The 19,286-nt window shown below is 71.9% G+C and carries 17 protein-coding genes; 9 read left to right on the top strand and 8 right to left on the bottom strand.

The annotated features are described in order from the left end of the window. Positions 1 to 112: 112 nt before the first annotated feature. Both ACGFQ9_RS22370 and ACGFQ9_RS22365 read left to right on the top strand, forming a co-directional pair. Positions 113 to 1,339 (top strand): saccharopine dehydrogenase family protein, encoded by a 1,227-nt coding sequence (locus ACGFQ9_RS22370; protein ID WP_393575887.1) that lies wholly within the window; start codon positions 113 to 115, stop codon positions 1,337 to 1,339. Between the two features lie 119 nt (positions 1,340 to 1,458). Beyond that, positions 1,459 to 2,292 (top strand): glutaminyl-peptide cyclotransferase, encoded by an 834-nt coding sequence (locus ACGFQ9_RS22365; protein ID WP_393575885.1) that lies wholly within the window; start codon positions 1,459 to 1,461, stop codon positions 2,290 to 2,292. Positions 2,293 to 2,352: 60 nt separating this feature from the next. Here the strand turns inward: ACGFQ9_RS22365 and ACGFQ9_RS22360 are convergent, their stop codons facing one another. Together ACGFQ9_RS22360 and ACGFQ9_RS22355 are read right to left on the bottom strand one after the other, a co-directional pair. After that, the gene (locus ACGFQ9_RS22360) at positions 2,353 to 3,798 is read right to left on the bottom strand and encodes an APC family permease (RefSeq protein WP_393575883.1); all 1,446 of its coding nucleotides are present in this window, start codon (positions 3,796 to 3,798) and stop codon (positions 2,353 to 2,355) included. A gap of 118 nt (positions 3,799 to 3,916) precedes the next feature. Next, a complete protein-coding gene (locus ACGFQ9_RS22355; protein ID WP_393575881.1) occupies positions 3,917 to 4,423 on the bottom strand; it encodes a hypothetical protein in 507 nt (168 codons plus the stop codon). A gap of 418 nt (positions 4,424 to 4,841) precedes the next feature. Between ACGFQ9_RS22355 and ACGFQ9_RS22350 the strand changes: the two genes are divergently transcribed. Then, on the top strand, positions 4,842 to 5,339 hold the full coding sequence (locus ACGFQ9_RS22350) for a GNAT family N-acetyltransferase (RefSeq protein ID WP_393575880.1): 498 nt from the start codon (positions 4,842 to 4,844) through the stop codon (positions 5,337 to 5,339). 39 nt (positions 5,340 to 5,378) lie between these two features. On the opposite strand, the gene ACGFQ9_RS22345 is transcribed toward ACGFQ9_RS22350, so the two are convergent. After that, positions 5,379 to 5,978, bottom strand: coding sequence for a response regulator (locus ACGFQ9_RS22345; RefSeq protein WP_393576008.1), 600 nt, complete (start codon positions 5,976 to 5,978; stop codon positions 5,379 to 5,381). Positions 5,979 to 6,028: 50 nt separating this feature from the next. Beyond that, entirely contained in the window at positions 6,029 to 7,168 is a 1,140-nt protein-coding gene (locus tag ACGFQ9_RS22340; protein WP_393575878.1) for a sensor histidine kinase, read from the bottom strand. A 360-nt stretch (positions 7,169 to 7,528) separates the two neighbouring features. Here ACGFQ9_RS22340 and ACGFQ9_RS22335 point away from each other — a divergent pair, with 360 nt between their 5' ends. Continuing rightward, on the top strand, positions 7,529 to 8,101 hold the full coding sequence (locus ACGFQ9_RS22335) for a hypothetical protein (protein WP_393575877.1): 573 nt from the start codon (positions 7,529 to 7,531) through the stop codon (positions 8,099 to 8,101). Continuing rightward, positions 8,098 to 9,768, top strand: coding sequence for a multicopper oxidase family protein (locus ACGFQ9_RS22330; protein ID WP_393575875.1), 1,671 nt, complete (start codon positions 8,098 to 8,100; stop codon positions 9,766 to 9,768). Before ACGFQ9_RS22335 ends, ACGFQ9_RS22330 begins: the two co-directional genes overlap by 4 nt. 88 nt (positions 9,769 to 9,856) lie before the next feature. On the opposite strand, the gene ACGFQ9_RS22325 is transcribed toward ACGFQ9_RS22330, so the two are convergent. After that, positions 9,857 to 12,223 (bottom strand): ATP-binding cassette domain-containing protein, encoded by a 2,367-nt coding sequence (locus ACGFQ9_RS22325; protein WP_393575873.1) that lies wholly within the window; start codon positions 12,221 to 12,223, stop codon positions 9,857 to 9,859. 245 nt (positions 12,224 to 12,468) lie between these two features. Here ACGFQ9_RS22325 and ACGFQ9_RS22320 point away from each other — a divergent pair, with 245 nt between their 5' ends. From ACGFQ9_RS22320 to ACGFQ9_RS22310, 3 genes are all read left to right on the top strand, one after another. Beyond that, on the top strand, positions 12,469 to 12,945 hold the full coding sequence (locus ACGFQ9_RS22320; RefSeq protein WP_393575872.1) for a hypothetical protein: 477 nt from the start codon (positions 12,469 to 12,471) through the stop codon (positions 12,943 to 12,945). A 325-nt stretch (positions 12,946 to 13,270) separates the two neighbouring features. Beyond that, complete coding sequence (gyrB, locus tag ACGFQ9_RS22315) at positions 13,271 to 15,331, top strand: DNA topoisomerase (ATP-hydrolyzing) subunit B (RefSeq protein ID WP_393575871.1); 2,061 nt, start codon at positions 13,271 to 13,273, stop codon at positions 15,329 to 15,331. 277 nt (positions 15,332 to 15,608) lie between these two features. Next, complete coding sequence (locus ACGFQ9_RS22310; protein WP_393575869.1) at positions 15,609 to 16,334, top strand: hypothetical protein; 726 nt, start codon at positions 15,609 to 15,611, stop codon at positions 16,332 to 16,334. A 59-nt stretch (positions 16,335 to 16,393) separates the two neighbouring features. Here ACGFQ9_RS22310 and ACGFQ9_RS22305 read toward each other — a convergent pair whose 3' ends face one another. Together ACGFQ9_RS22305 and ACGFQ9_RS22300 are read right to left on the bottom strand one after the other, a co-directional pair. Then, entirely contained in the window at positions 16,394 to 17,071 is a 678-nt protein-coding gene (locus ACGFQ9_RS22305; RefSeq protein ID WP_393575868.1) for a DUF4232 domain-containing protein, read from the bottom strand. Positions 17,072 to 17,229: 158 nt separating this feature from the next. Then, positions 17,230 to 17,676: a GNAT family N-acetyltransferase gene (locus ACGFQ9_RS22300; RefSeq protein WP_393575866.1), complete on the bottom strand. Its 447-nt coding sequence runs from the start codon at positions 17,674 to 17,676 to the stop codon at positions 17,230 to 17,232. 158 nt (positions 17,677 to 17,834) lie between these two features. On the opposite strand from ACGFQ9_RS22300, the gene ACGFQ9_RS22295 reads away from it, so the two are divergent. Next, entirely contained in the window at positions 17,835 to 18,383 is a 549-nt protein-coding gene (locus ACGFQ9_RS22295) for a 2'-5' RNA ligase family protein (protein ID WP_393575865.1), read from the top strand. A gap of 36 nt (positions 18,384 to 18,419) precedes the next feature. Here ACGFQ9_RS22295 and ACGFQ9_RS22290 read toward each other — a convergent pair whose 3' ends face one another. Then, entirely contained in the window at positions 18,420 to 19,133 is a 714-nt protein-coding gene (locus tag ACGFQ9_RS22290) for a class I SAM-dependent methyltransferase (protein WP_393575864.1), read from the bottom strand. Positions 19,134 to 19,286: the final 153 nt, after the last annotated feature.

The following is a 19,286-nucleotide window of genomic DNA, read 5'->3' as shown; positions in this document are numbered from 1 at the left end:
GAAGCCTCCTCAACCTTATGCCAACACCATTGACCTTATCTTGTGCGGCCGGTTTTCATCGCTTCCCATGAGGCGCGGACCTCCGCGGACCTCATCGAGAGAGGGTTTCGTCATGCGTGTTCTGCTTGTGGGCGCCGGTGGCGTCGGTACCGCGATCACCCGGATCGCGGCCCGCCGGGACTTCTTCGACCACTTCGTGGTCGCCGACTACGACCTCGCCCGCGCGGAGGCGGCGGTGGCCGCGCTCGGCGACGCCGCCGGCCGGTTCCGGGCGCGCCGGATCGACGCCTCCGACGAGACGGCGGTGGCTTCCCTCCTCCGCGAGGAGGGGTGCGACGTCCTGCTGAACGCCACCGATCCGCGGTTCGTGATGCCGCTGTTCGAGGCCGCGCTGGCGGCGGACAGCCACTACATGGACATGGCGATGTCGCTGTCCCGGCCGCATCCCGGCCGGCCGTACGCGGAGTGCGGGGTCAAGCTCGGCGACGAGCAGTTCGAGCGGGCCGAAGCGTGGCGGAAGTCGGGCCGGCTGGCGCTGGTCGGCATGGGCGTGGAGCCCGGCCTGTCCGATGTGTTCGCCCGGTACGCGGCCGACGAGCTGTTCGACGAGATCGAGGAGATCGGCATCCGCGACGGGGCGAACCTGACCGTCGAGGGCTACGACTTCGCACCGTCCTTCAACATCTGGACGACGATCGAGGAGTGCCTGAACCCGCCCGTGGTGTACGAGCGGGACCGCGGATGGTTCACCACCGAGCCGTTCAGCGAGCCGGAGGTCTTTGAATTCCCGGAGGGCATCGGCCCGGTCGAGTGCGTGAACGTCGAGCACGAGGAGGTGCTGCTGGTGCCGCGCTGGGTGGACGCCCGGCGGGTCACCTTCAAGTACGGGCTGGGCGACGACTTCATCGGCAAGCTGAAGACCCTGCACGCGCTGGGCCTGGACTCGACCGGGCCGGTCACGGTCCGGGGCGCGGACGGCACCCCGGTGCGCGTCTCCCCGCGTGACGTGGTCGCCGCGTGCCTGCCCGACCCGGCCACGCTGGGCGAGCGGATGACCGGCAAGACCTGCGCGGGCACCTGGGTGAAGGGCACCAAGGACGGCCACCCGCGCGAGGTGTACCTGTACCACGTGGTGGACAACCAGTGGTCGATGGGCGAGTACGGCTCCCAGGCCGTGGTGTGGCAGACCGCGGTGAACCCGGTCGTGGCGCTGGAGCTGATGGCCGGCGGGGTGTGGGCGGAGTCCGGCGTGCTGGGCCCGGAGGCCCTTCCGCCGCGCCCGTTCCTGGACCTGCTGACCGCGTACGGCTCCCCGTGGGGGGTCCGGGAACAGGGCTGACCGGGCGTCGGCGGGGGCGTCCGGCCGGGTGAGTTCCGCGGCGGCGTCCGTGGGCTCCTCCCGGTGCTCGGGGATGATCCCGTTGGCAATCGTTCGCACGGCGGTGAGGCGGCTCGGTGGTGGGTGCTCTGTCGCGCTGCGGGCCGCTGATCGTCGGCGCCGCGGTCCCCGTACTGCTGCTCGGTCCCGTCCCGGGGGTTGCCGGGCAGCGGGAGGATCCGCCGCCCGCCGCCACGGCGAGCCGCGCGGCCGAACGCCCACAGCCGTGGAAGGTGCGGGTGCGCGGCACGCTGCCGCACGACCGGACGGCGTTCACCGAAGGCCTGGAGCTGCACGGCGGGCTGCTGTACGAGGGGACCGGCCTGACGGGCCGGTCCGCGGTCACGGTGGGTCCCCCCGGGCAGGAGCCGACCCGCCGGGTGGGGCTGGACGGCAAGTTCTTCGGCGAGGGCATCACCGTCACGGGCGGCCGGCTGTGGCAGCTGACCTGGCGCGACGGCATCGCCTTCGAGCGGGACGCGACCACGCTCGCCGAGCGGCGGCGGGTCCCGTACGAGGGTGAGGGCTGGGGCCTGTGCGCACAGCCCGGCCGGCTGGTGATGAGCAACGGGTCGGCCACCCTCGTCTTCCGTGATCCGGAGACGTTCGCCGCGGAGGGCTCGGTCACGGTGACCGAGGACGGCCGTCCGCTGGAACGGCTCAACGAGCTGGAGTGCGCGGCGGACGGCTCGGTCTACGCCAACGTCTTCCCCACGGACCGGCTCGTCCGCATCGACCCGGCGTCGGGCGCGGTCACCGCCACGATCGACGCCTCGGGTCTGATCGGACCCGCGGAACGGGCCGCGGGCGCCGATGTCCTCAACGGCATCGCCCAGGTCCCCGGCACGGGCGAGTTCCTGCTCACCGGCAAGAACTGGCCCCGGACCTTCCGGGTGGTGTTCGTCCCCGCGTGAGCCCTCCCGACGGGGCCCGGAGGCGACCGTACGGGCGGGTGACGGGACGGCCCGCCGGGGTCAGTGGGCGAAGGTGTCCTCGTCGTCCTCGCTTCCGGGCTGGCTGTCCAGAGCCCGGCGGTCGAATGCGAGCATGCCGACGAAGAAGACTCCGCCGAGAACGAGCAGCCCGGCCACGATGACGACGGACGTACGCGCCTCGCCGGGCGACACGAGCACGAAGAGGGCCAGGAAGGTCCAGGTCAGGGCGCTGACGGCGACGGGCGTCTCGTAGCGTCCGAGGTCGAAGGCGCCCTTGCGCCGGTCGAGGCGCTTGCGGACCGCCAGGTAGAGCACGATCGTCGCGCAGTAGATCAGGGCGGGAAGGATGGTGGATGCGGTGATCAGCTCCAGCAGGGCGGCTCCCGGGAGGACGACCATGAGGACGACACCGAGGCCGAGGATCAGCAGGGTGGCCGGGATCGGCGTCCGCGTGCGCGGGTTGACACGCCGCATCACCCGGTGGGCGGGGAAGCGGGAGTCGCGCGACATCGCGTAGACGAGGCGGGAGCAGGAGACCATCACGACGATCCCGGCGCCGAAGAAGGCGAAGGTGATCGCGGTCAGCAGCACCCGCTCGGCCACGACTCCGAGGCGGTCGTGCATGATCGCGGCCACCGGGGAGGACTCGTGGCTGATCCTGGGGATGTCCTCGATGGCGACGGTGAGCGTGATCAGGAAGAGCATGCCGAGGATTCCGGCCGCGACGACGGATCCGACGATGGCGCGCGGGACGGTGCGGTAGGGGTCCTTGGCCTCCTCGGCGAGGTTGGCGGCCGAGTCGAAGCCGACGAGGGTGGCGAGGCCCATGATCATGGCGATCATGAGGCCGCCGCCGATGCCGAAGTAGTCGGGGGCGCCCGCGGTGATCCCGCGGGAGGTGAGGTTGGCGGCGGAGCCGATGTCGGTGACCGCGACGGCGATGACGAGCGCGATGGCCACCGCGACGACCAGGGCGAGTTCCAGCCCGACCGCGGTGGTGTTGATCCAGCTGATCAGTCGGGTGGAGACGATGGCGAGCACGGCCTGGACGAGCAGCACGACCAGGGTGATGACGCGTGCGGTGTCCTCGTCCGCCGGCATCCCGGCGAGCGGCATGAACGCCTGGCTGGCTAGGGCGTTGTCGATGGCCACCACGGCGACGGCCAGGTAGCAGAAGGTCAGCCAGCCGAACCACCATCCGACCGCGGGGCTGCCGAGCCGGGAGGCCCATTGGTAGGAGGAGCCGCTCAGCGCGATGCGGGCGGCGAACTGGGCGACCACCAGGGCCACCAGGGTCTGCCCGACCGCGGCGATGATCCAGAGCCAGATCCCGACCGGACCCGCGGACACCAGCACCTCGTCGTACGTCGCGAAGATCCCGACCGCGACCGAGATGAAGGCGAAGGAGATGGCGAACACCTGGAACGGGCCGAGAGTCCGTTTCAGCTCCTGCCGGTAGCCCCCGCCGGTCTTCTCCTGCGCCACCCCGCTCACCATGCCCTTCCCGGGCTCGCGATTCCCCGGCCGCGGTCAGTGTCCCCTCCGGACCCCCTCGGCGAGGTCCACGGCGGGCGGCGCACGGGGTGGTCCCCCCGGATGGCCGTCAGATCAGGTCCAGCTCCGGGAGCCGGTACTCCAGGGTCATCTCGTGGGTGAGGATCTCCGGCTCCGCGGCTGCGGGCTTGGTGTCCGGCTTGTCAGGATCCGGGTTCGGGGGCTCGGGCACGGGCTGCGGCTCCGGAGCCGGGAGCGTCTCTGGCTTCGCCGACTCCGGCTTGGTGTCCGGTGTGCCGTCCGGTGAGGTGTCGGGCTTCGGGGGCGCCGGCGTCGGGCCCGGCCTGTCGGGTGCGTCCGGTTCGTACTCGCAGTACACCTTGCCGTCGTAGAACGTGCAGCCCGGCATGTTCTCCACGCCCCGCACCTCCGGACCCGTGCCGTCCTGGTCACCCGTCGCGCGCCCGGTGTGACCGGCTGCGACCGCGGCCACCTCCTGGGGCTGCGGTCGGGCAGGGGCGGCGAAGGCCCCGGTGGACAGCAGCGCACCGCTTCCGACCAGCGCGGAGGACAGGGCGAGCATCGCGAAACGCTGCTTCCGGGGCATGCGGGTCATGAGGGATCTCCTTGAAGCGGAAAGGCCGGCGGGAGATCCATTAGGCCCGGAGTGCGGCGGGCCCCGCACGCCCCTGGATTTCGGGGCTTGACAGGCCCGAGATGTGCGCGGCGCGGAACCGGGTCACCATGGCGGGAGACCAGTGGGCCGGCGCGCGGGCGTCCGCCACGTCGGGGAAGGGCGTGGCCCGGTCGGGAGGCGGCGCATGCATCCGGACGAGTCGGCCAAGGCCTGGGCGATGATCATCGGCGTTTTCGCCGTCATCTTCGCGGATCTCCTGGCGATCATCCTGATGAACGCCCTCGGGCGGTGACCCGCGCCCGGGGATCCCCTCAGGCGAGTGCCCGCATAGGTGCGGGCGCCCTGGCCCCGCCTCAAGTTCCCTGCCTGGAGAGGGTGTTGGGGATAGGCTGGGGGCATGATCGGAGTTCGCCGGGCCGGGGCGGGAGATGGCGACGTCCTCGGCGAGATACACGCCGCCGCGTGGGAGAAGGTGTACGCGCCCTTCTTTGAGAGCGGGTTCGCGGTGCGGGAGGTCCGGAGCAGGCGTACGCGGTGGCACGAGAGGGTCGCGGGAGGAACGGCCGAGATCCTGATCGCCGAACTGGACGGCCGCCCGCTGGCCCTGTCCTCCTTCGCGCCGTCCGCGACCCGGCCGGGACTCGCCGAGATCCTCAGCTTCTACAACCATCCCGACGGCTGGGGCAGCGGCATCGCTCCCGTGCTGATGACCGAGACGCTGCGCCTCCTGCGCGCCGGGAGATTCGCGGAGGTGCACCTGTGGACGCTGCGGGACACTCCGCAGTCGCGCCGCTTCTACGGCAAGTGCGGCTTCGCCGAGAGCGGGGCCGCACGGAGCTGCGACTTCGGCGCGGGGAACTCCCTGGAGCAGGTCGAGTACCACCGCGTGTGCTGACCCCGCCGGGGGCGGGGCCGGCCGGCGGGCGCGGTCTGCTCATCCCGGTTCCACGAGGCCGTGGCGGTAGGCCATCGCCACGAGCTGGGCCCGGTCGCGGGCGCCCAGCTTGGCCAGGGCGCGGCTGACGTGGGTCTTCGTCGTGGCCGGGCTGATGACCAGCCGGGCGGTGATCTCCTCGTTGCTCAGGCCCTGCGCGGCGAGCGCGACGACCTCGCGTTCCCGCGTGGTGAGCCGGGTGAACACCTCGTGGTTGACCACGCCGGCCGGGCAGCCCGTACGGGCCAGGAGGCGGCGGGTCAGGCCCGGCGAGAGCAGCTCCTCGCCGCCCGCGACCACCCTGATGCCGTGGAGGAGCTGGCCCGGATCGGTGTTCTTGAGCAGGAAGCCGCTCGCCCCCGCCAGGAGGCCCTCGACGGCGTATTCGTCCTCGTCGAAGGTGGTGAGGATGAGCACCCGGACACCGGTCAGGGTGGGGTCCGCGGCCACTCTCCGGATGCCCTCGAGCCCGTCGCTGCCGGGCATCTGAATGTCCATCAGGATGACGTCGGGGCAGGTGGAGCGGGCGAGTTCGGCGGCGGTGGCGCCGTCGCTCGCCTCGCCGACGACCGTCATGTCCGGTTCGCTGTCGATCAGCATCCGGAAGCCGCCGCGTACGAGCGCCTGGTCGTCGGCGATGAGCACCTTGATCACTGGGTGTCCTTCCCTGTCGGCAGCGTGCAGTGCACCTCGAAGCCCCCTTCCGGCCGGCGTCGGCGTCCGGCACGGAGCGTGCCGCCGAGTTTGGCCGCCCGTGCCCGCATGCCCTCGATGCCGTGGCCGCCGACGGCCGTCACGGTGTCGACCGGTTGCCCGTCGTCGCGCACCGCGATCTCCAGCATCCCGCCCTCGCGCGAACCGTAGTTCAGCTCCACCTGCACCGACGAGGCCCGGGCGTGCCGCCGTACGTTGGTCAGCGACTCCTGGATGATCCGGAACGCGGCGACGTCCACGGCCACCGGCACGGTCCGGTCCTCGCCGCGCACCGTCAGTTCCACGTCGACCCCCGCGGTGTCCAGGAGCTTCTCGAGCCGGTCCAGGCCTCCCGTGGCGGTGCGCATGTCGGGGGACCGCATCGCGCGCAGCAGCACCTGTACCTCGGCCAGGCCCTCGTCGCTGATCCGCTTGATCGTGTTCAGCGCTTCGGACGCCTGTTCCGGTTTGCGGTGCATCACGTGTACCGCCACCCCCGCCTGCACGCTGATCGCCGCCATGGTGTGGCCGAAGACGTCGTGCAGTTCACGGGCGATCTCCAGCCTCTCCTCGGCCGCCTGCCGGCGGGCCTGCTCGGACGTGGCCTCGGCGATCCGCTCGGCCTGCTCCCGGGCGCCCGCGGCGAACGCCTGGTGGTAGCGGACCGCCCCGCCCAGGGCCACCGCGGCGGCCTCCAGCGTCACCGCGTTGAACACCTGGTCTCCGAACCACTCGCCGTCCACCCCGGTACGGACCGCCAGCACCGTGGTGACGGCGGTCAGCAGGCCGCCCGCCACCCCGGCGCTCAGGCCGCGGTACGCGGCCAGCGTGTAGCAGCCGACAAGCGGCGCGACGGTGACGAGCCTGCCGTGGTAGTCGAGGTGGAACCAGGCGAAGGTGACCAGATTGAGCACCAGCAGGCAGCTCAGGGGCAGCCGGCGCCGGAACGCCACCCCCGCGCCGGCCACCGCCGCGAGCGCCACCGCGCCCAGGTCCAGGGCGCCGGAAGGTCCCGCCGGACCCACCCGGAGGAATCCGGTGGTCAGCACCAGGGCGGTCAGCCCGGCACCCAGCCCGATGTCGGCCGCTCGTAACACGTCCTACCCCCCACGCCGTGTCCCGCGCGCATACCCTGCGCCGCCGCGGACATCTTGCCGGGCCACGGGGTGTGCACCCAAGTGACCGGCAGACACGGACTGTTGAGGGGCTTCAGGGGCTTCACGGGCTTCAGGGGACGGCGGTCGGGGTGGTGGACCGGACGGGAGCACCTGCGGGGATGCCGGGTTCCGGAGGCGCTTCACGGTGCAACCCTGGCGCTCCGGTCCCCCGGGCCGCGTCTCCCGGTGCGGCACCGGCCGGATACCGCCGGGGGATGACGCTACTCCCCCGGGTGTACCTCCCGGTTGCCGTTCCGGGCCGACGCGGCCCGCCGGGCCCGGGCAGCACGATGCATGCCCATGAGACGACGCTCCTCGCAGACCGGGCTTGCCGGCACCGTGTCGGCCGGACGGCGGCCGGACGGATCCACCGGGACCAGGCCCCGGGCACGGCTGCGGCGCTGGCCCGTCGTCGTGGCGCGCGCGCTGGCCACCTTGTTCCTGGTGGGCGTCATCGTCCAGGCGGTGCTCGCCGGGCGCTTCGTCACCGGTGACGTGGACCTGCTGAAGGTCCACAGTGCCGTCGGCGGGTCCCTGAGCCTGCTGCCGGTGCTCATGCTGCTCTGCTCGCCGGCGCTGTGGCGGTGGAGTGGCGGACGGCCCTGGTACGCGGCGTTCCCCGTGCTGCTGCTGGTCCTGGTCGGCGTACAGATCGGGGCCGGGGAGAGCCGCAGCGTGGAGCTGCACATTCCCCTCGGTGTCGGCCTCTTCGGGCTGTCGGTCGCGCTGGTGATGTGGGCGTACGGCTACCGCCGGCACCTCACCACCGGGGGGACCGGCAATGCCGGGGACGCCGGGGACGCTGGGGACAGGGACGGCGGCGTCCCGGCCCTCCGGTCCGTCCCGGCGGCGCGCGAGGAGGCCGCCCGATGACGGGCCCGGTGGGGCGTGCGCCCCGCGCGGACCTGACCCGCCGGCGGGTCCTGGCTGCCGCCTCGGGAGCCGCCGTCGCCGGGCTGACCGGCGCCTTCGGCACCGGGTGCGGCCGGGAGACCAGCGGGGAACTGCTGCGCAGCGGCGGGGCGAAGCTCCCCCGCCGGTTCACCGTGCCGCTGCCCGTTCCGCGGACCGCGCAGGCCGTCGCCGCGGGCGGACCGGGCGGCGCCGAGCTGTACGAGGTGGTGCAGCGCAGTGCCGGGGCCGAGATCCTGCCGGGCGTCCGGACGACGGTCTGGGGCTACGACGGGACCTTCCCGGGGCCGACGTTCCGGGTGAGGTCGGGGCGTGCGGCGACCGTACGGGTGACCAACGAGCTCACCGTACCGACCTCGACCCACCTGCACGGCGGGGTGACCCCTCCGGAGTCGGACGGCTATCCGACCGACCTGGTCGTGTCGCCGGGCGGCTTCCGGCCGGGTGCCGCCGCGCCGGCCGCCGGCCACGCGAAGCACGGTGGCGGCGGGGGCGGTCACAGGGAGGGCGGCGCGCACATGGCGCACGTACCGGCGGACGCGTGGACGCTGCACGAGCGGACCAAGGAGTACGTCTACCCGCTCGACCACCAGCGGGCCGCGACGCTCTGGTACCACGACCACCGCATGGACTTCACCGGTCCGCAGGTGTGGCGGGGGCTGGCCGGGTTCTTCCTGGTCGGCGACGCGGCCGAGGACGCCTCGGGGCTTCCCGGGGGCGCCCGGGACGTGCCGCTGATGCTGTGCGACCGGTCGTTCGACGCGGAGGGGCAGTTCCGGTACCCGGCGACCGATCCCGCCCTCACCGGCGTCCCGGGTGTGGCGGACGCGTACATGGAGGGCGTGCTGGGCGACGTGCTCCTCGTCAACGGGGCGCCGTGGCCGGAGATGGAGGTGGACGCCGCCCGCTACCGGTTCCGGTTCCTCAACGCGTCCAACGCGCGCCGCTACCGTCTGCGCCTCGACCCTCCCCCGCCGGACGGCAGCGCCCCGTTCACGCAGATCGGCAGCGACGCCGGGCTGCTCGCCGGACCGCGCCCGCACGGCGAGGTGCCGATCGCCCCGGCCGAACGCTTCGACCTGGTCATCGACTTCGCGCGCTACCCGGTCGGCACGCTGGTCACCGTCCGCAACACCTTGGGCGAGACCGAGGCGACGCGGGACGTCATGCGTTTCCGGGTGGTGCGCTCGGCCCGGGACGACTCGGTCCTGCGACCGGTGCTGGCGGAACTGGACCTGCCCCGGCGGAACCGCGCCGTGCGCACCCGTACGTTCGACTTCCGCCGGACGAACGGTGACGGCGGGGCGATGTGGACCATCAACGGCACGCCGTTCGACGTGAAGGGTTCGCTGGCCGATCCGGCGCTGGGGACGGTCGAACTGTGGCGTTTCTCCAGCGACTTCCACCATCCGGTGCACGTACACCTGGCGCACTTCGCGGTGGTGGGCCGGGGCGCGGGCGGCCCGTCGGCGACGGACGGCGGCTGGAAGGACACGGTGGATGTGCGGCCGTACGAGGTCGTCGAGGTCCTGGCCAGGTTCGACGGCTATCGCGGGCGGTACATGATGCACTGCCACAACCTGGAGCACGAGGACATGGCGATGATGGCCAACTTCCGGGTCGTCTGACCGGCGTCCCGGTGTCCGGTGTCCGGGTGTCCGGCCCGCGACGGGGTCGCCGCGCGGGCGGGTCCGTCGCGGGCCTTCGGTGCTTCGGTCAGGGGGCGACGTAGGCCGCGAGGTGTTCGCCGGTGAGGGTGGAGCGGTCGACGACGAGGTCGGTGGGGGTGCCCTCGAAGACGATGCGGCCGCCGTCGTGGCCCGCACCCGGACCGAGGTCGATGATCCAGTCGGCGTGGGCCATGACGGCCTGGTGGTGCTCGATGACGATGACGGACTTGCCGGAGTCGACGAGCCGGTCGAGGAGGCCAAGCAGGTGCTCGACGTCGGCGAGGTGGAGGCCGGCGGTCGGTTCGTCGAGTACGTAGACGCCGCCCCTCTCGGCCATGTGGGTGGCCAGCTTGAGCCGCTGCCGTTCGCCGCCGGAGAGGGTGGTGAGCGGCTGGCCGAGGGTGAGGTAGCCGAGTCCGACGGCGGTCAGGCGCTCCAGGATGCGGTGGGCCGCGGGAGTGCGGGCCTCGCCGTCGGCGAAGAACTCCTCGGCCTCGGTCACGGACATCTCCAGCACCTCGCTGATGTCGCGGCCGCCGAGGTGGTAGTCGAGGACGGACGCGTCGAACCGCTTCCCCTCGCACTCCTCACAGGTGGTGGCGACGCCGGCCATCATCGCCAGGTCGGTGTAGATGACGCCGGCACCGTTGCAGTTGGGGCAGGCGCCTTCGGAGTTGGCGCTGAAGAGCGCCGGCTTGACGCCGTTGGCCTTGGCGAACGCCTTGCGGATCGGGTCCAGCAGCCCGGTGTAGGTGGCCGGGTTGCTCCGCCGGGAGCCGCGGATCGGGGCCTGGTCGACCGACACCACGTCCGCGCCGGGCGGGATCGAGCCGTGGATCAGGGAGCTCTTGCCGGAGCCGGCGACACCGGTGATGACGGTGAGCACACCGAGCGGGACGTCGACGTCCACGTCCCGCAGGTTGTGCGTGGACGCGCCGCGGATCTCCAGCGCGCCGGTGGGCTTCCGTACGCTCTCCTTGAGGGAGGCCCGGTCGTCGAAGTGGCGGCCGGTGATGGTGCCGCCGGTCCGGAGTCCCTCGACGCTGCCCTCGAAGCAGACGGTGCCGCCCGCGGTGCCCGCGCCGGGGCCGAGGTCGACGATGTGGTCGGCGATCGCGATGACCTCCGGCTTGTGCTCGACCACCAGGACGGTGTTGCCCTTGTCCCGGAGGCGCAGCAGCAGGCTGTTCATCCGCTGGATGTCGTGGGGGTGCAGGCCGGTGGTGGGCTCGTCGAAGACGTACGTGGTGTCGGTCAGCGAGGACCCGAGGTGGCGGATCATCTTGACGCGCTGTGCCTCGCCGCCCGAGAGGGTTCCGGCGGGCCGGTCCAGGGAGAGGTAGCCGAGGCCGATCTCCACGAAGGAGTCGAGGGTGTGCCGGAGCGTGGTGAGCAGCGGGGCCACGGAGGGCTCGGTGAGACCGCCGACCCATTCGGCGAGGTCGCTGATCTGCATGGCACACACGTCGGCGATGCTCTTGCCCTCGATCTTCGAGGACCGGGCGCCCTCGTTGAGGCGGGTGCCGTCGCAGTCGGGGCAGGTGGTGAAGGTGACCGCCCGGTCCACGAACTCCCGGATGTGCGGCTGCATCGACTCCCGGTCCTTGGAGAGCATCGACTTCTGGATGCGCGGGACCAGACCCTCGTAGGTCATGTTGATTCCCGCGATCTTCATCCGGGTCGGCTCCTGGTGGAGGAAGGCGTCCCGTTCCTTCTTGGTGTACGCGCGGATCGGCTGGTCCGGGTCGAAGAGGCCCGACTCGGTGTAGAGGCGGTAGTTCCAGCCGCCGGGCTTGTAGCCGGGGATGGTGAGGGCGCCCTCGTTGAGCGACTTGGTGTCGTCGAAGAGCTGGGTGAGATCGAGGTCGGTCACCTTGCCGCGGCCTTCGCAGCGCGGGCACATACCGCCGGTGATCTTGAACTCGCGGCGCTCCTTCTTGGTCTGGCCGCCGCGTTCGTAGGTGACCGCGCCCGCGCCGCTGATCGAGGCGACGTTGAAGGAGAACGCCTTGGGCGAGCCGATGTGCGGCGTGCCGAGGCGGCTGAAGAGGATGCGCAGCATCGCGTTGGCGTCGGTGGCGGTGCCGACCGTGGAGCGGGGGTCCCCGCCCATCCTCTGCTGGTCGACGATGATCGCCGTCGTGAGCCCTTCGAGGACGTCGACCTCGGGGCGGGCCAGGGTCGGCATGAAGCCCTGGAGGAACGCGCTGTAGGTCTCGTTGATCAGCCGCTGGGACTCGGCGGCGATCGTGTCGAAGACCAGTGAGCTCTTGCCCGATCCGGAGACTCCGGTGAACACCGTCAGACGGCGCTTGGGGATCTCGATGCTGACGTCCTTGAGGTTGTTCTCGCGTGCGCCGTGCACGCGGATCAGATCATGACTGTCGGCAACGTGCTGCACAGGCTTGCTCATCGTGTCTCCATCCGGGGGTGGCGCCGCCCGCGCGGGCTCCGGCGGCGCACCGGGCTCCATCTGATCAACTTCGTGCAGTATGACCGGAACGGCCCGCGCGGCGGGCGGGAAGTCCGTTCCGCGACCGCTCCGGGACAGCCCGGCGGGCGGGCGGCGCCGACCCTCAGCGGGTGCGAGGTGCGCCCGGATGGGGGAAGCTGGCGGTGGCCGGACCCATTGGAACGGAAGGGCGAGGAGGGGGTCTCGTGAACACACCGGGCGCCCGCCGGAACGCCGGCGCAGTCTGGAGCAGGGCCCGCGCAGCGACACTGCTGTGCCTGGCGGCGGCGTTCGCCACCGCCCCCGTACCGGCGGCCTCCGCGGCCGGGCCGGTCCAACCGCAGAGGCCCGTGGTGGTCGTCGACTGCTTCGGCGAGCCACAGGTACGCCCCGAGGACTACCTGCTCGCCTGCGGCGACGGGAACAACCGCCTCGTCGAGCTCAAGTGGGACAAGTGGGGTGCGCAGACCGCGACCGCCCGCGGCATCGACATGGTCAACGACTGTGTGCCGTACTGCGCGGCCGGCCGGTTCCGGGCGTACCCGGTGAACGTCACCCTCAGCCGGCCCGAGGCGTGGGACGCGCGGCCCGACACGCAGCGCTTCACCACGATCCGTCTGGTCTACCCCGACGCCGCACCGGCACCGGTCCCCCACGACGTCACGTACAAGATCGCCTTCTGAAGGCGTGGAATCCCTGTACGTCGATCTGGCGGCCTCAATGGCCACTCGGGTGCGGGGGATCGAGCATCGGGTTGAACAGAGCCCCTGTAGCGCGCTGAGCACCTTCACGGACCATTTCACACCCGCCCACAGCTCACCAAACACGCAAGCGCGATGACTTTGCGTGGCCGAGTCGATAGCCTGGAGGAGTCGGCGGCCGATCCACGTGACCGCCGACCGTGCTGTCGCGCCGTCGGCTGTCCGGCCGACCGTCTCCCCGTCATGTGACACGCTCCCGCCCGCCGTGGCGGGAGCGTGCTTCGTGCTGCGCCCGAAGGAGCCCTTGGTGACCGTTTCCGGTTTCGCCGCCCCGCCCGTCGCCGTCCCCGCGTCCCATGAGGGCCGTGCCGCGTACGACGGCAGCGCCATCACCGTCCTGGACGGACTGGACGCGGTGCGCACGCGGCCCGGCATGTACATCGGCTCGACCGGTGAACCGGGGCTGCACCACCTGGTGTACGAGGTGGTCGACAACGCGGTCGACGAGGCGCTGGCCGGGGTCGCCGACACCATCGAGGTCACCATCCTGGCCGACGGCGGCCTGCGGGTGACCGACAACGGGCGCGGTATCCCGGTCGACATCGTCCCCTCGGAGGGCAGGCCGGCGCTGGAGGTGGTCATGACGGTGCTGCACGCGGGCGCCAAGTTCGGCGGCGGCGGCTACTCCGTCTCCGGCGGGCTGCACGGGGTCGGCCTGTCCGTGGTCAACGCCCTGTCCACGAAGGTCAGGGCGGAGGTGTGCAAGGACGGGCACCGCTACGTCCAGGAGTTCAAGGCGGGGAGGGCCGCCGCCCCTCTGGAACGGCGGGAGGTCACCGCCACGACGGGCACCACGATCACCTTCTGGGCCGACGGCGACATCTTCGAGACCACCGACTACTCCTTCGAGACCCTCTCGCGCCGGTTCCGGGAAGTGGCTTTCCTCAACGCGGGCCTGACGGTCAGCCTGCGGGACGAACGTCCGGGCGCCGCGGGCGCGGAGGGCACCGCGGGCGGTGGCCCAGCCGTGCAGGGGGACGCAGCCGTGCAGGGGGACGGAGGCGCGCAGGCCCGCACCGTGACCTACCGCTACGCGGGCGGCATCGCCGACTTCGTGGCCTACCTCAACTCCCGCAAGGGCGAGACCGTCCACCCGGGTGTGATCTCCTTCGAGGGAGCCGGCCCAGGACGGACCCTGTCCGCCGAGATCGCCATGCAGTGGAGCACCGGTTACAACGAGAGCGTCCACTCCTTCGCCAACGCCATCCACACGCACTTCGGAGGCACCCACGAGGAGGGCTTCCGTACGGCGCTCACCTCGGTGGTCAACAAGTACGCGCGGGAGAAGAAGCTGCTGCGCGAGAAGGACGAGAACCTCACCGGTGACGACATCCGCGAGGGTCTGACCGCGATCGTCTCCGTGAAGCTGGTCGATCCGCAGTTCGAGAGCCAGACCAAGGACAAGCTGGGCAGCACCGAGGCCAAGGCCTTCGTCCAGCGCGTCACGTACGAGCACCTGTCCGACTGGTTCGACCGCCATCCCGGCGAGGCGGCGGACATCATCCGCAAGGCGGGCGCCGCGGCCACCGCCAGGGCCGCCGCCCGCAAGGCCCGGGACCTGACCCGCCGCAAGGGCCTGCTGGAAACGGCGGCCATGCCCGGCAAGCTGTCGGACTGCCAGTCCAAGGACCCGGCCCTGTCCGAGATCTTCATCGTCGAGGGTGACTCCGCCGGCGGCAGCGCGAAGTCCGGCCGGAACCCGATGTACCAGGCGATCCTGCCGATCCGCGGCAAGATCCTGAACGTCGAGAAGGCGCGGATCGACAAGATCCTGCAGAACACCGAGATCCAGGCGCTGATCTCCGCCTTCGGCACCGGTGCGCACGAGGACTTCGACATCGAGAAGCTCCGCTATCACAAGATCATCCTGATGGCGGACGCCGACGTCGACGGCCAGCACATCAACACCCTGCTGCTGACCTTCCTGTTCCGCTTCATGCGGCCGCTGATCGAGGCCGGCCACGTCTACCTGTCGCGGCCACCCCTCTACAAGATCAAGTGGGGCCGGGACGACGTCCGGTACGCCTACGGCGACCGGCACCGGGACGCCCTCGTCGAACACGGCCGACGCCACGGCAAGCGGCTGCGTGACGACACCATCCAGCGCTTCAAGGGTCTGGGCGAGATGAACGCCGAGGAGCTGCGCGTCACCACCATGGACGTCGACCACCGCGTGCTCGGCCAGGTCACCCTGGACGACGCGGCCCAGGCCGACGACCTGTTCTCGGTGCTGATGGGTGAGGACGTCGAGGCCCGGCGCTCCTTCATCCAGCGCAACGCCAAGGACGTCCGCTTCCTCGACATCTGACGGCGGGCCCGCCGGCGGCCGTCAGACGGGCCGTCGCCCGAGGAGGGCGAGGGGCCGTGCCGACGGTCTGCCATGCCGTTGCCGGCCCCCGCCTGCTTGTACACCTGCTCCACGATGGTTCGCTGCACTCCTGTTCGAGGAGTGCCACTCCACAACGGGGTTGCGCGGAGTCGAGGGAATCGTGGCCGAACTCGGGTGCGTAGCGGCGAATCGGCCCGGCGGAACGGGTGGCGCCGCTAGCGTGGACGCGGATGGGCAGCGGGCGCTGGGAGGGACCGTGGCGACGACGGTGGTGGGGTTCCGGATGGGCTGCGACGTGCGGGGCCGGCAGATCACCGTGATGGTCTCCCATACCGGTGTGCTGTACCGGTCCAACGGCCCGTACGGGAAGGCTCCCGCTCTGGGGAAGCCCGAGCTCTCGCCCGCCCTGTACGGTCCGGCGTCGCCGTCGGCGGGTGGCGAGCATCCGCTGGCCAGGCCGATCGCGTCCCTGCGCAGGTACCACGCCCGGTGCCTGGAGAACGGCTACACGCGGGTGCTCATCCCGCCCGGGATCGCCGTACTCGACGTGGACGAGCGGCTGGAGGTGCCGGCGCCGGACCGGCCGCGGTTGCCGCACCGGGAGCTGGCCGAGGCGTTCGTGGGTGAGGCGCCGTGTGCGGAACAGTCGCTGGAGGAGGCCATCCGGGCGTTCCGGAAGCTGCTCGGCCTGCCGAACCGGTCGCTTCCGGACCCTTCGCCGCCGGGCCGTTCACGGCCGGCGCAGGGCGGCCGGGGCGCCGGCGGCGCCCCGCTTCCGCCTCGGGCCCAGGCGATGGCCCGCATGCTCGTGCACGGGCAGGTGCTGTCGTCACCGCGTGACCTGGCGGTGGGCTGGACGGTCAGTGGTGACGCCGTCCGGCTGCACGCCGGACGCACGGGCCAGTACCTCAACCGGGCGGCGGCGGCCGAGCTTCACGCGGCGCTCGGCGCCTGGCTGTCCATCGGCCGGCCCGGTCCGTGAGCGGGCCGGTACCCCTCCGCCTCGGGGGGGGCGGCCGGTGCGTGCCGGCCGCCGTGCCGTCACAGGCTCAGCGCGTCCTCCGCGTTCGTCATCCACGGGGTCACGGAGTTCTTGTCCGGCGAGACGTACAGGCCGGGAGTGGACGCCTTGAGCGGCGTCTGCTTCAGGTCCGAGTCGGTGCTCATGGTCATCGCGATCGAGTTGACGGTCTTGCCCTTGCCGTCCTTGGCCCCGCCCATGAGGCCGGCGTAGGCCGACTGGCCGGGCGCGAGCTTGATCGCGTGCTCGATGTCGGGTGCCGCGCCGCGCTCGGTGGCCTGTCCGTCCAGGTCGCCGAAGGTCACGACCGGGTGGCCCAGGGCCCGGCACGGCTTGGTGCCCTTGTTCGTGATCTTGAGCAGATAGCTGCTGGTCGTGGGTTCGGCCAGACTGGCGGTGAACGTCACGTCGAAGGTGCTGCACGGGAAGACGTCGTAGTCGGGGTCGGTCGACGAGCCGCCGCCGGGCGGGGTCTTGGTCGGGGAGGCGTGCGGGACCCCCGGCTTCGACGGCTTCGGCGGCGTCGGCAGCTTGGTCGGAGTCGTCGGCAGGGTGGTCGGCGCCGTGGTGCTCGTCGGGCTCGCGGTCGGCGTACCGGTCCCGCCCGCCGCGTCGTCCTCGGTGGGACCGCAGGCGGTCAGGACGGCCAGGGCGGATGCGGCGGCGAGGGCGGCGGCGGCTCTGCGTACGGTGCTCATGTGGGGTACCCCCGGCTGTGAAGTGCGCGGTGCGCTGGGCTGACGAAGACCAGCGTCCCGCCCGAGCTTCACAGGTTGGTGACGGTGTGTTGCCGAGTCGACCACGATTGTCGCCGCGCGGCCGGCTCACGCCCGAGTGGGGCGCGCTCGCCCCCGGGTCAGTCGTCCGCCCCGGGCTTCAGCTCCTTGCTGAAGTGGAAGGCCACGATGTCGAGGCGCTCACGCAGGTAGAAGCGGTGGGCGCGGGTGCGCTGGGTGCCGGAGTCGAGGTTGAGCTCGTGGCAGCCGGCCTCGCGGGCGTGGGCCTCCAGGTGGGCGATGAGCTCGTGGCCCACGCCGGTGGAGCGGGCGGAATCCGCCGTCACCAGGTCGTCGACGTACAACTTGCGCAGAGAGCTGGTGTTGTCGATGACGCGCCAGCCGGCCGCGCCGACGCAGCTGCCGTCGTCCGCGTACGCGGCGGTGAAGCGGAGGCCCTGGGCGCGCCCGTGCTCGTACACGTCGAGGAAGAGCTCCGGGGTGAGGTGCGGGCGCAGCTCGCGCAGGACCGGGAGGAGGTCACTGACCAGGCGGGGGTCGCCGGGTTCAAGGTCGATGATCTTCATGGGCAGGACGATATCCCGGTGTCCGGACACCCTCTCGGGAGGGGGCGTCCCGCCGGTGGGCCGTGGTCTCGCCGGAGCGGGGGCGCCCTCCCTGTGTCAGGGGCCGGATGCGGCAATCCGCCGTGCCGGTGGCTGCGGAGGTGGCAGCATGCCGTTTCATGGCAGACGAGCAGAGCAGTGTCTTCGAGGCCGGGCAGACGGGACTCGTCATCGGCGTCCCGGAGGCCGAACCGGCCGTGCGCGGGTGGCGCGAACGGCTGGATCCCGCGGCCCGGGCGGGGGTCCCGGCACACGTCACCGTTCTCTATCCGTTCCTCGACGAGAGCCGTATCGACGAAGGTCTGTGCACGGCCCTCGCGGAGGTGTTCGCCCGCCATGCGGAGTTCGACCTGCGGTTCGCGCGGTGTGGCCGGTTTCCCGGGGTGCTCTACCTCGCGCCCGAGCCGGACGGGCCGTTGCGCCGTCTGACGGAGGCGGTCGTGGCGCGATGGCCCGAGGCTCCGCCCTATGCGGGCAAGTTCACCGAGGTCGTGCCCCATCTGACCGTCGTGCAGGGCGAGGAGGACGAGGTCCTCGACGAGATCGAGGCCGCCGTCGGCGGCCGGCTCCCGTTCACCTGCCGTGTCTCGTCGGTGGACCTCATGGTGTACGACGGTGTGAAGTGGCAGCAGCGGGCCTCGTTCGCGCTGCTCCCGGATACGGACTGAAGCCGTCCGGCACGCGGGCGCCGGATCGTCCGGCGCTCAGCCCGCTTCGCCGTCCTTGCGCATCAGGAGACGGCCGTGGTGGAAGCGTTCCCCGTCACAGGGAGCCCGCAGCATCCTGCCGACCTCGGTGAACCCGGCCGCGGCGGCCAGACCGGCGAGGCCGTCGACGGGCCAGCGGTAGGCGGTCAGCACCTTGTGGTCGAACTCCGTGACCGGGTCGCCCTCCGACTCGAAGAAGGCGAGCAGGAGGTGGCCGTCCGGTGCCAGGACCCGCCTGAACTCGGCGAAGTAGGCGGGCAGTTCGTGCGGCGGGGTGTGGATGACCGAGTACCAGCAGACGATGCCCCGCAGGGTGCCGTCGGCCACGTCCAGGGCGTCCAGGGCGTCCATCGATCCGACCTCGAACCGCAGGTCCGGGTGGGCCGCGCGGGCTATGCCGATCATCACGGGTGACAGGTCGAGGCCGAAGACGTCCAGCCCCAGGTCCCGCAGGTACGCGGTCACCGCTCCGGGGCCGCAGCCCAGCTCGGCGACGGGTCCCGCGGCGGGTCCGGCTTCGGATCCGGTGCCGGATCCGGCGTTGGTGCCAGTGCCGGTGCCGCTGCCGCGCACGAGCTCGGCGAACGCGGCAAGCATCGCCCGGTCCAGTGGGCGGGCGTCGAGCGCGTCGCGGAAGAGCTCGGCGTAGAGGCCGGCGACGGCGTCGTACGCGTCCGCCGTCGCAGCGAGGTGCGGAGAGGGTTCGGTCATGGGCCGGAACACTATGCGTGTCCCCCGTCGGGCACCAAGGTTCGTTCACAGCCCCGGCACCGGCGCGCCGGGCTGCCGTGGTGTGCGACGGCCCTCGGGGCCCTGCGGTCCACAGGGCCGACGGGCTGTCAGGGGCGTTGTCAGTGGGCGGCT

Source organism: Streptomyces sp. NPDC048603 (assembly GCF_043199475.1).
In the GTDB taxonomy this organism is placed as follows: domain Bacteria; phylum Actinomycetota; class Actinomycetes; order Streptomycetales; family Streptomycetaceae; genus Streptomyces.
This window is presented reverse-complemented; position numbering and strand designations above follow the sequence as displayed.

Coding starts and splice junctions, on each gene's coding strand:
- ACGFQ9_RS22370 (WP_393575887.1), top strand. CDS start 113: ATGCGTGTTCTGCTTGTGGGCGCCGGTGGCGTCGGTACCGCGATCACC.
- ACGFQ9_RS22355 (WP_393575881.1), bottom strand. CDS start 4,423: ATGACCCGCATGCCCCGGAAGCAGCGTTTCGCGATGCTCGCCCTGTCC.
- ACGFQ9_RS22350 (WP_393575880.1), top strand. CDS start 4,842: ATGATCGGAGTTCGCCGGGCCGGGGCGGGAGATGGCGACGTCCTCGGC.
- ACGFQ9_RS22345 (WP_393576008.1), bottom strand. CDS start 5,978: ATGCTGATCGACAGCGAACCGGACATGACGGTCGTCGGCGAGGCGAGC.
- ACGFQ9_RS22335 (WP_393575877.1), top strand. CDS start 7,529: ATGAGACGACGCTCCTCGCAGACCGGGCTTGCCGGCACCGTGTCGGCC.
- ACGFQ9_RS22330 (WP_393575875.1), top strand. CDS start 8,098: ATGACGGGCCCGGTGGGGCGTGCGCCCCGCGCGGACCTGACCCGCCGG.
- ACGFQ9_RS22325 (WP_393575873.1), bottom strand. CDS start 12,223: ATGAGCAAGCCTGTGCAGCACGTTGCCGACAGTCATGATCTGATCCGC.
- ACGFQ9_RS22305 (WP_393575868.1), bottom strand. CDS start 17,071: ATGAGCACCGTACGCAGAGCCGCCGCCGCCCTCGCCGCCGCATCCGCC.
- ACGFQ9_RS22300 (WP_393575866.1), bottom strand. CDS start 17,676: ATGAAGATCATCGACCTTGAACCCGGCGACCCCCGCCTGGTCAGTGAC.
- ACGFQ9_RS22295 (WP_393575865.1), top strand. CDS start 17,835: ATGGCAGACGAGCAGAGCAGTGTCTTCGAGGCCGGGCAGACGGGACTC.
- ACGFQ9_RS22290 (WP_393575864.1), bottom strand. CDS start 19,133: ATGACCGAACCCTCTCCGCACCTCGCTGCGACGGCGGACGCGTACGAC.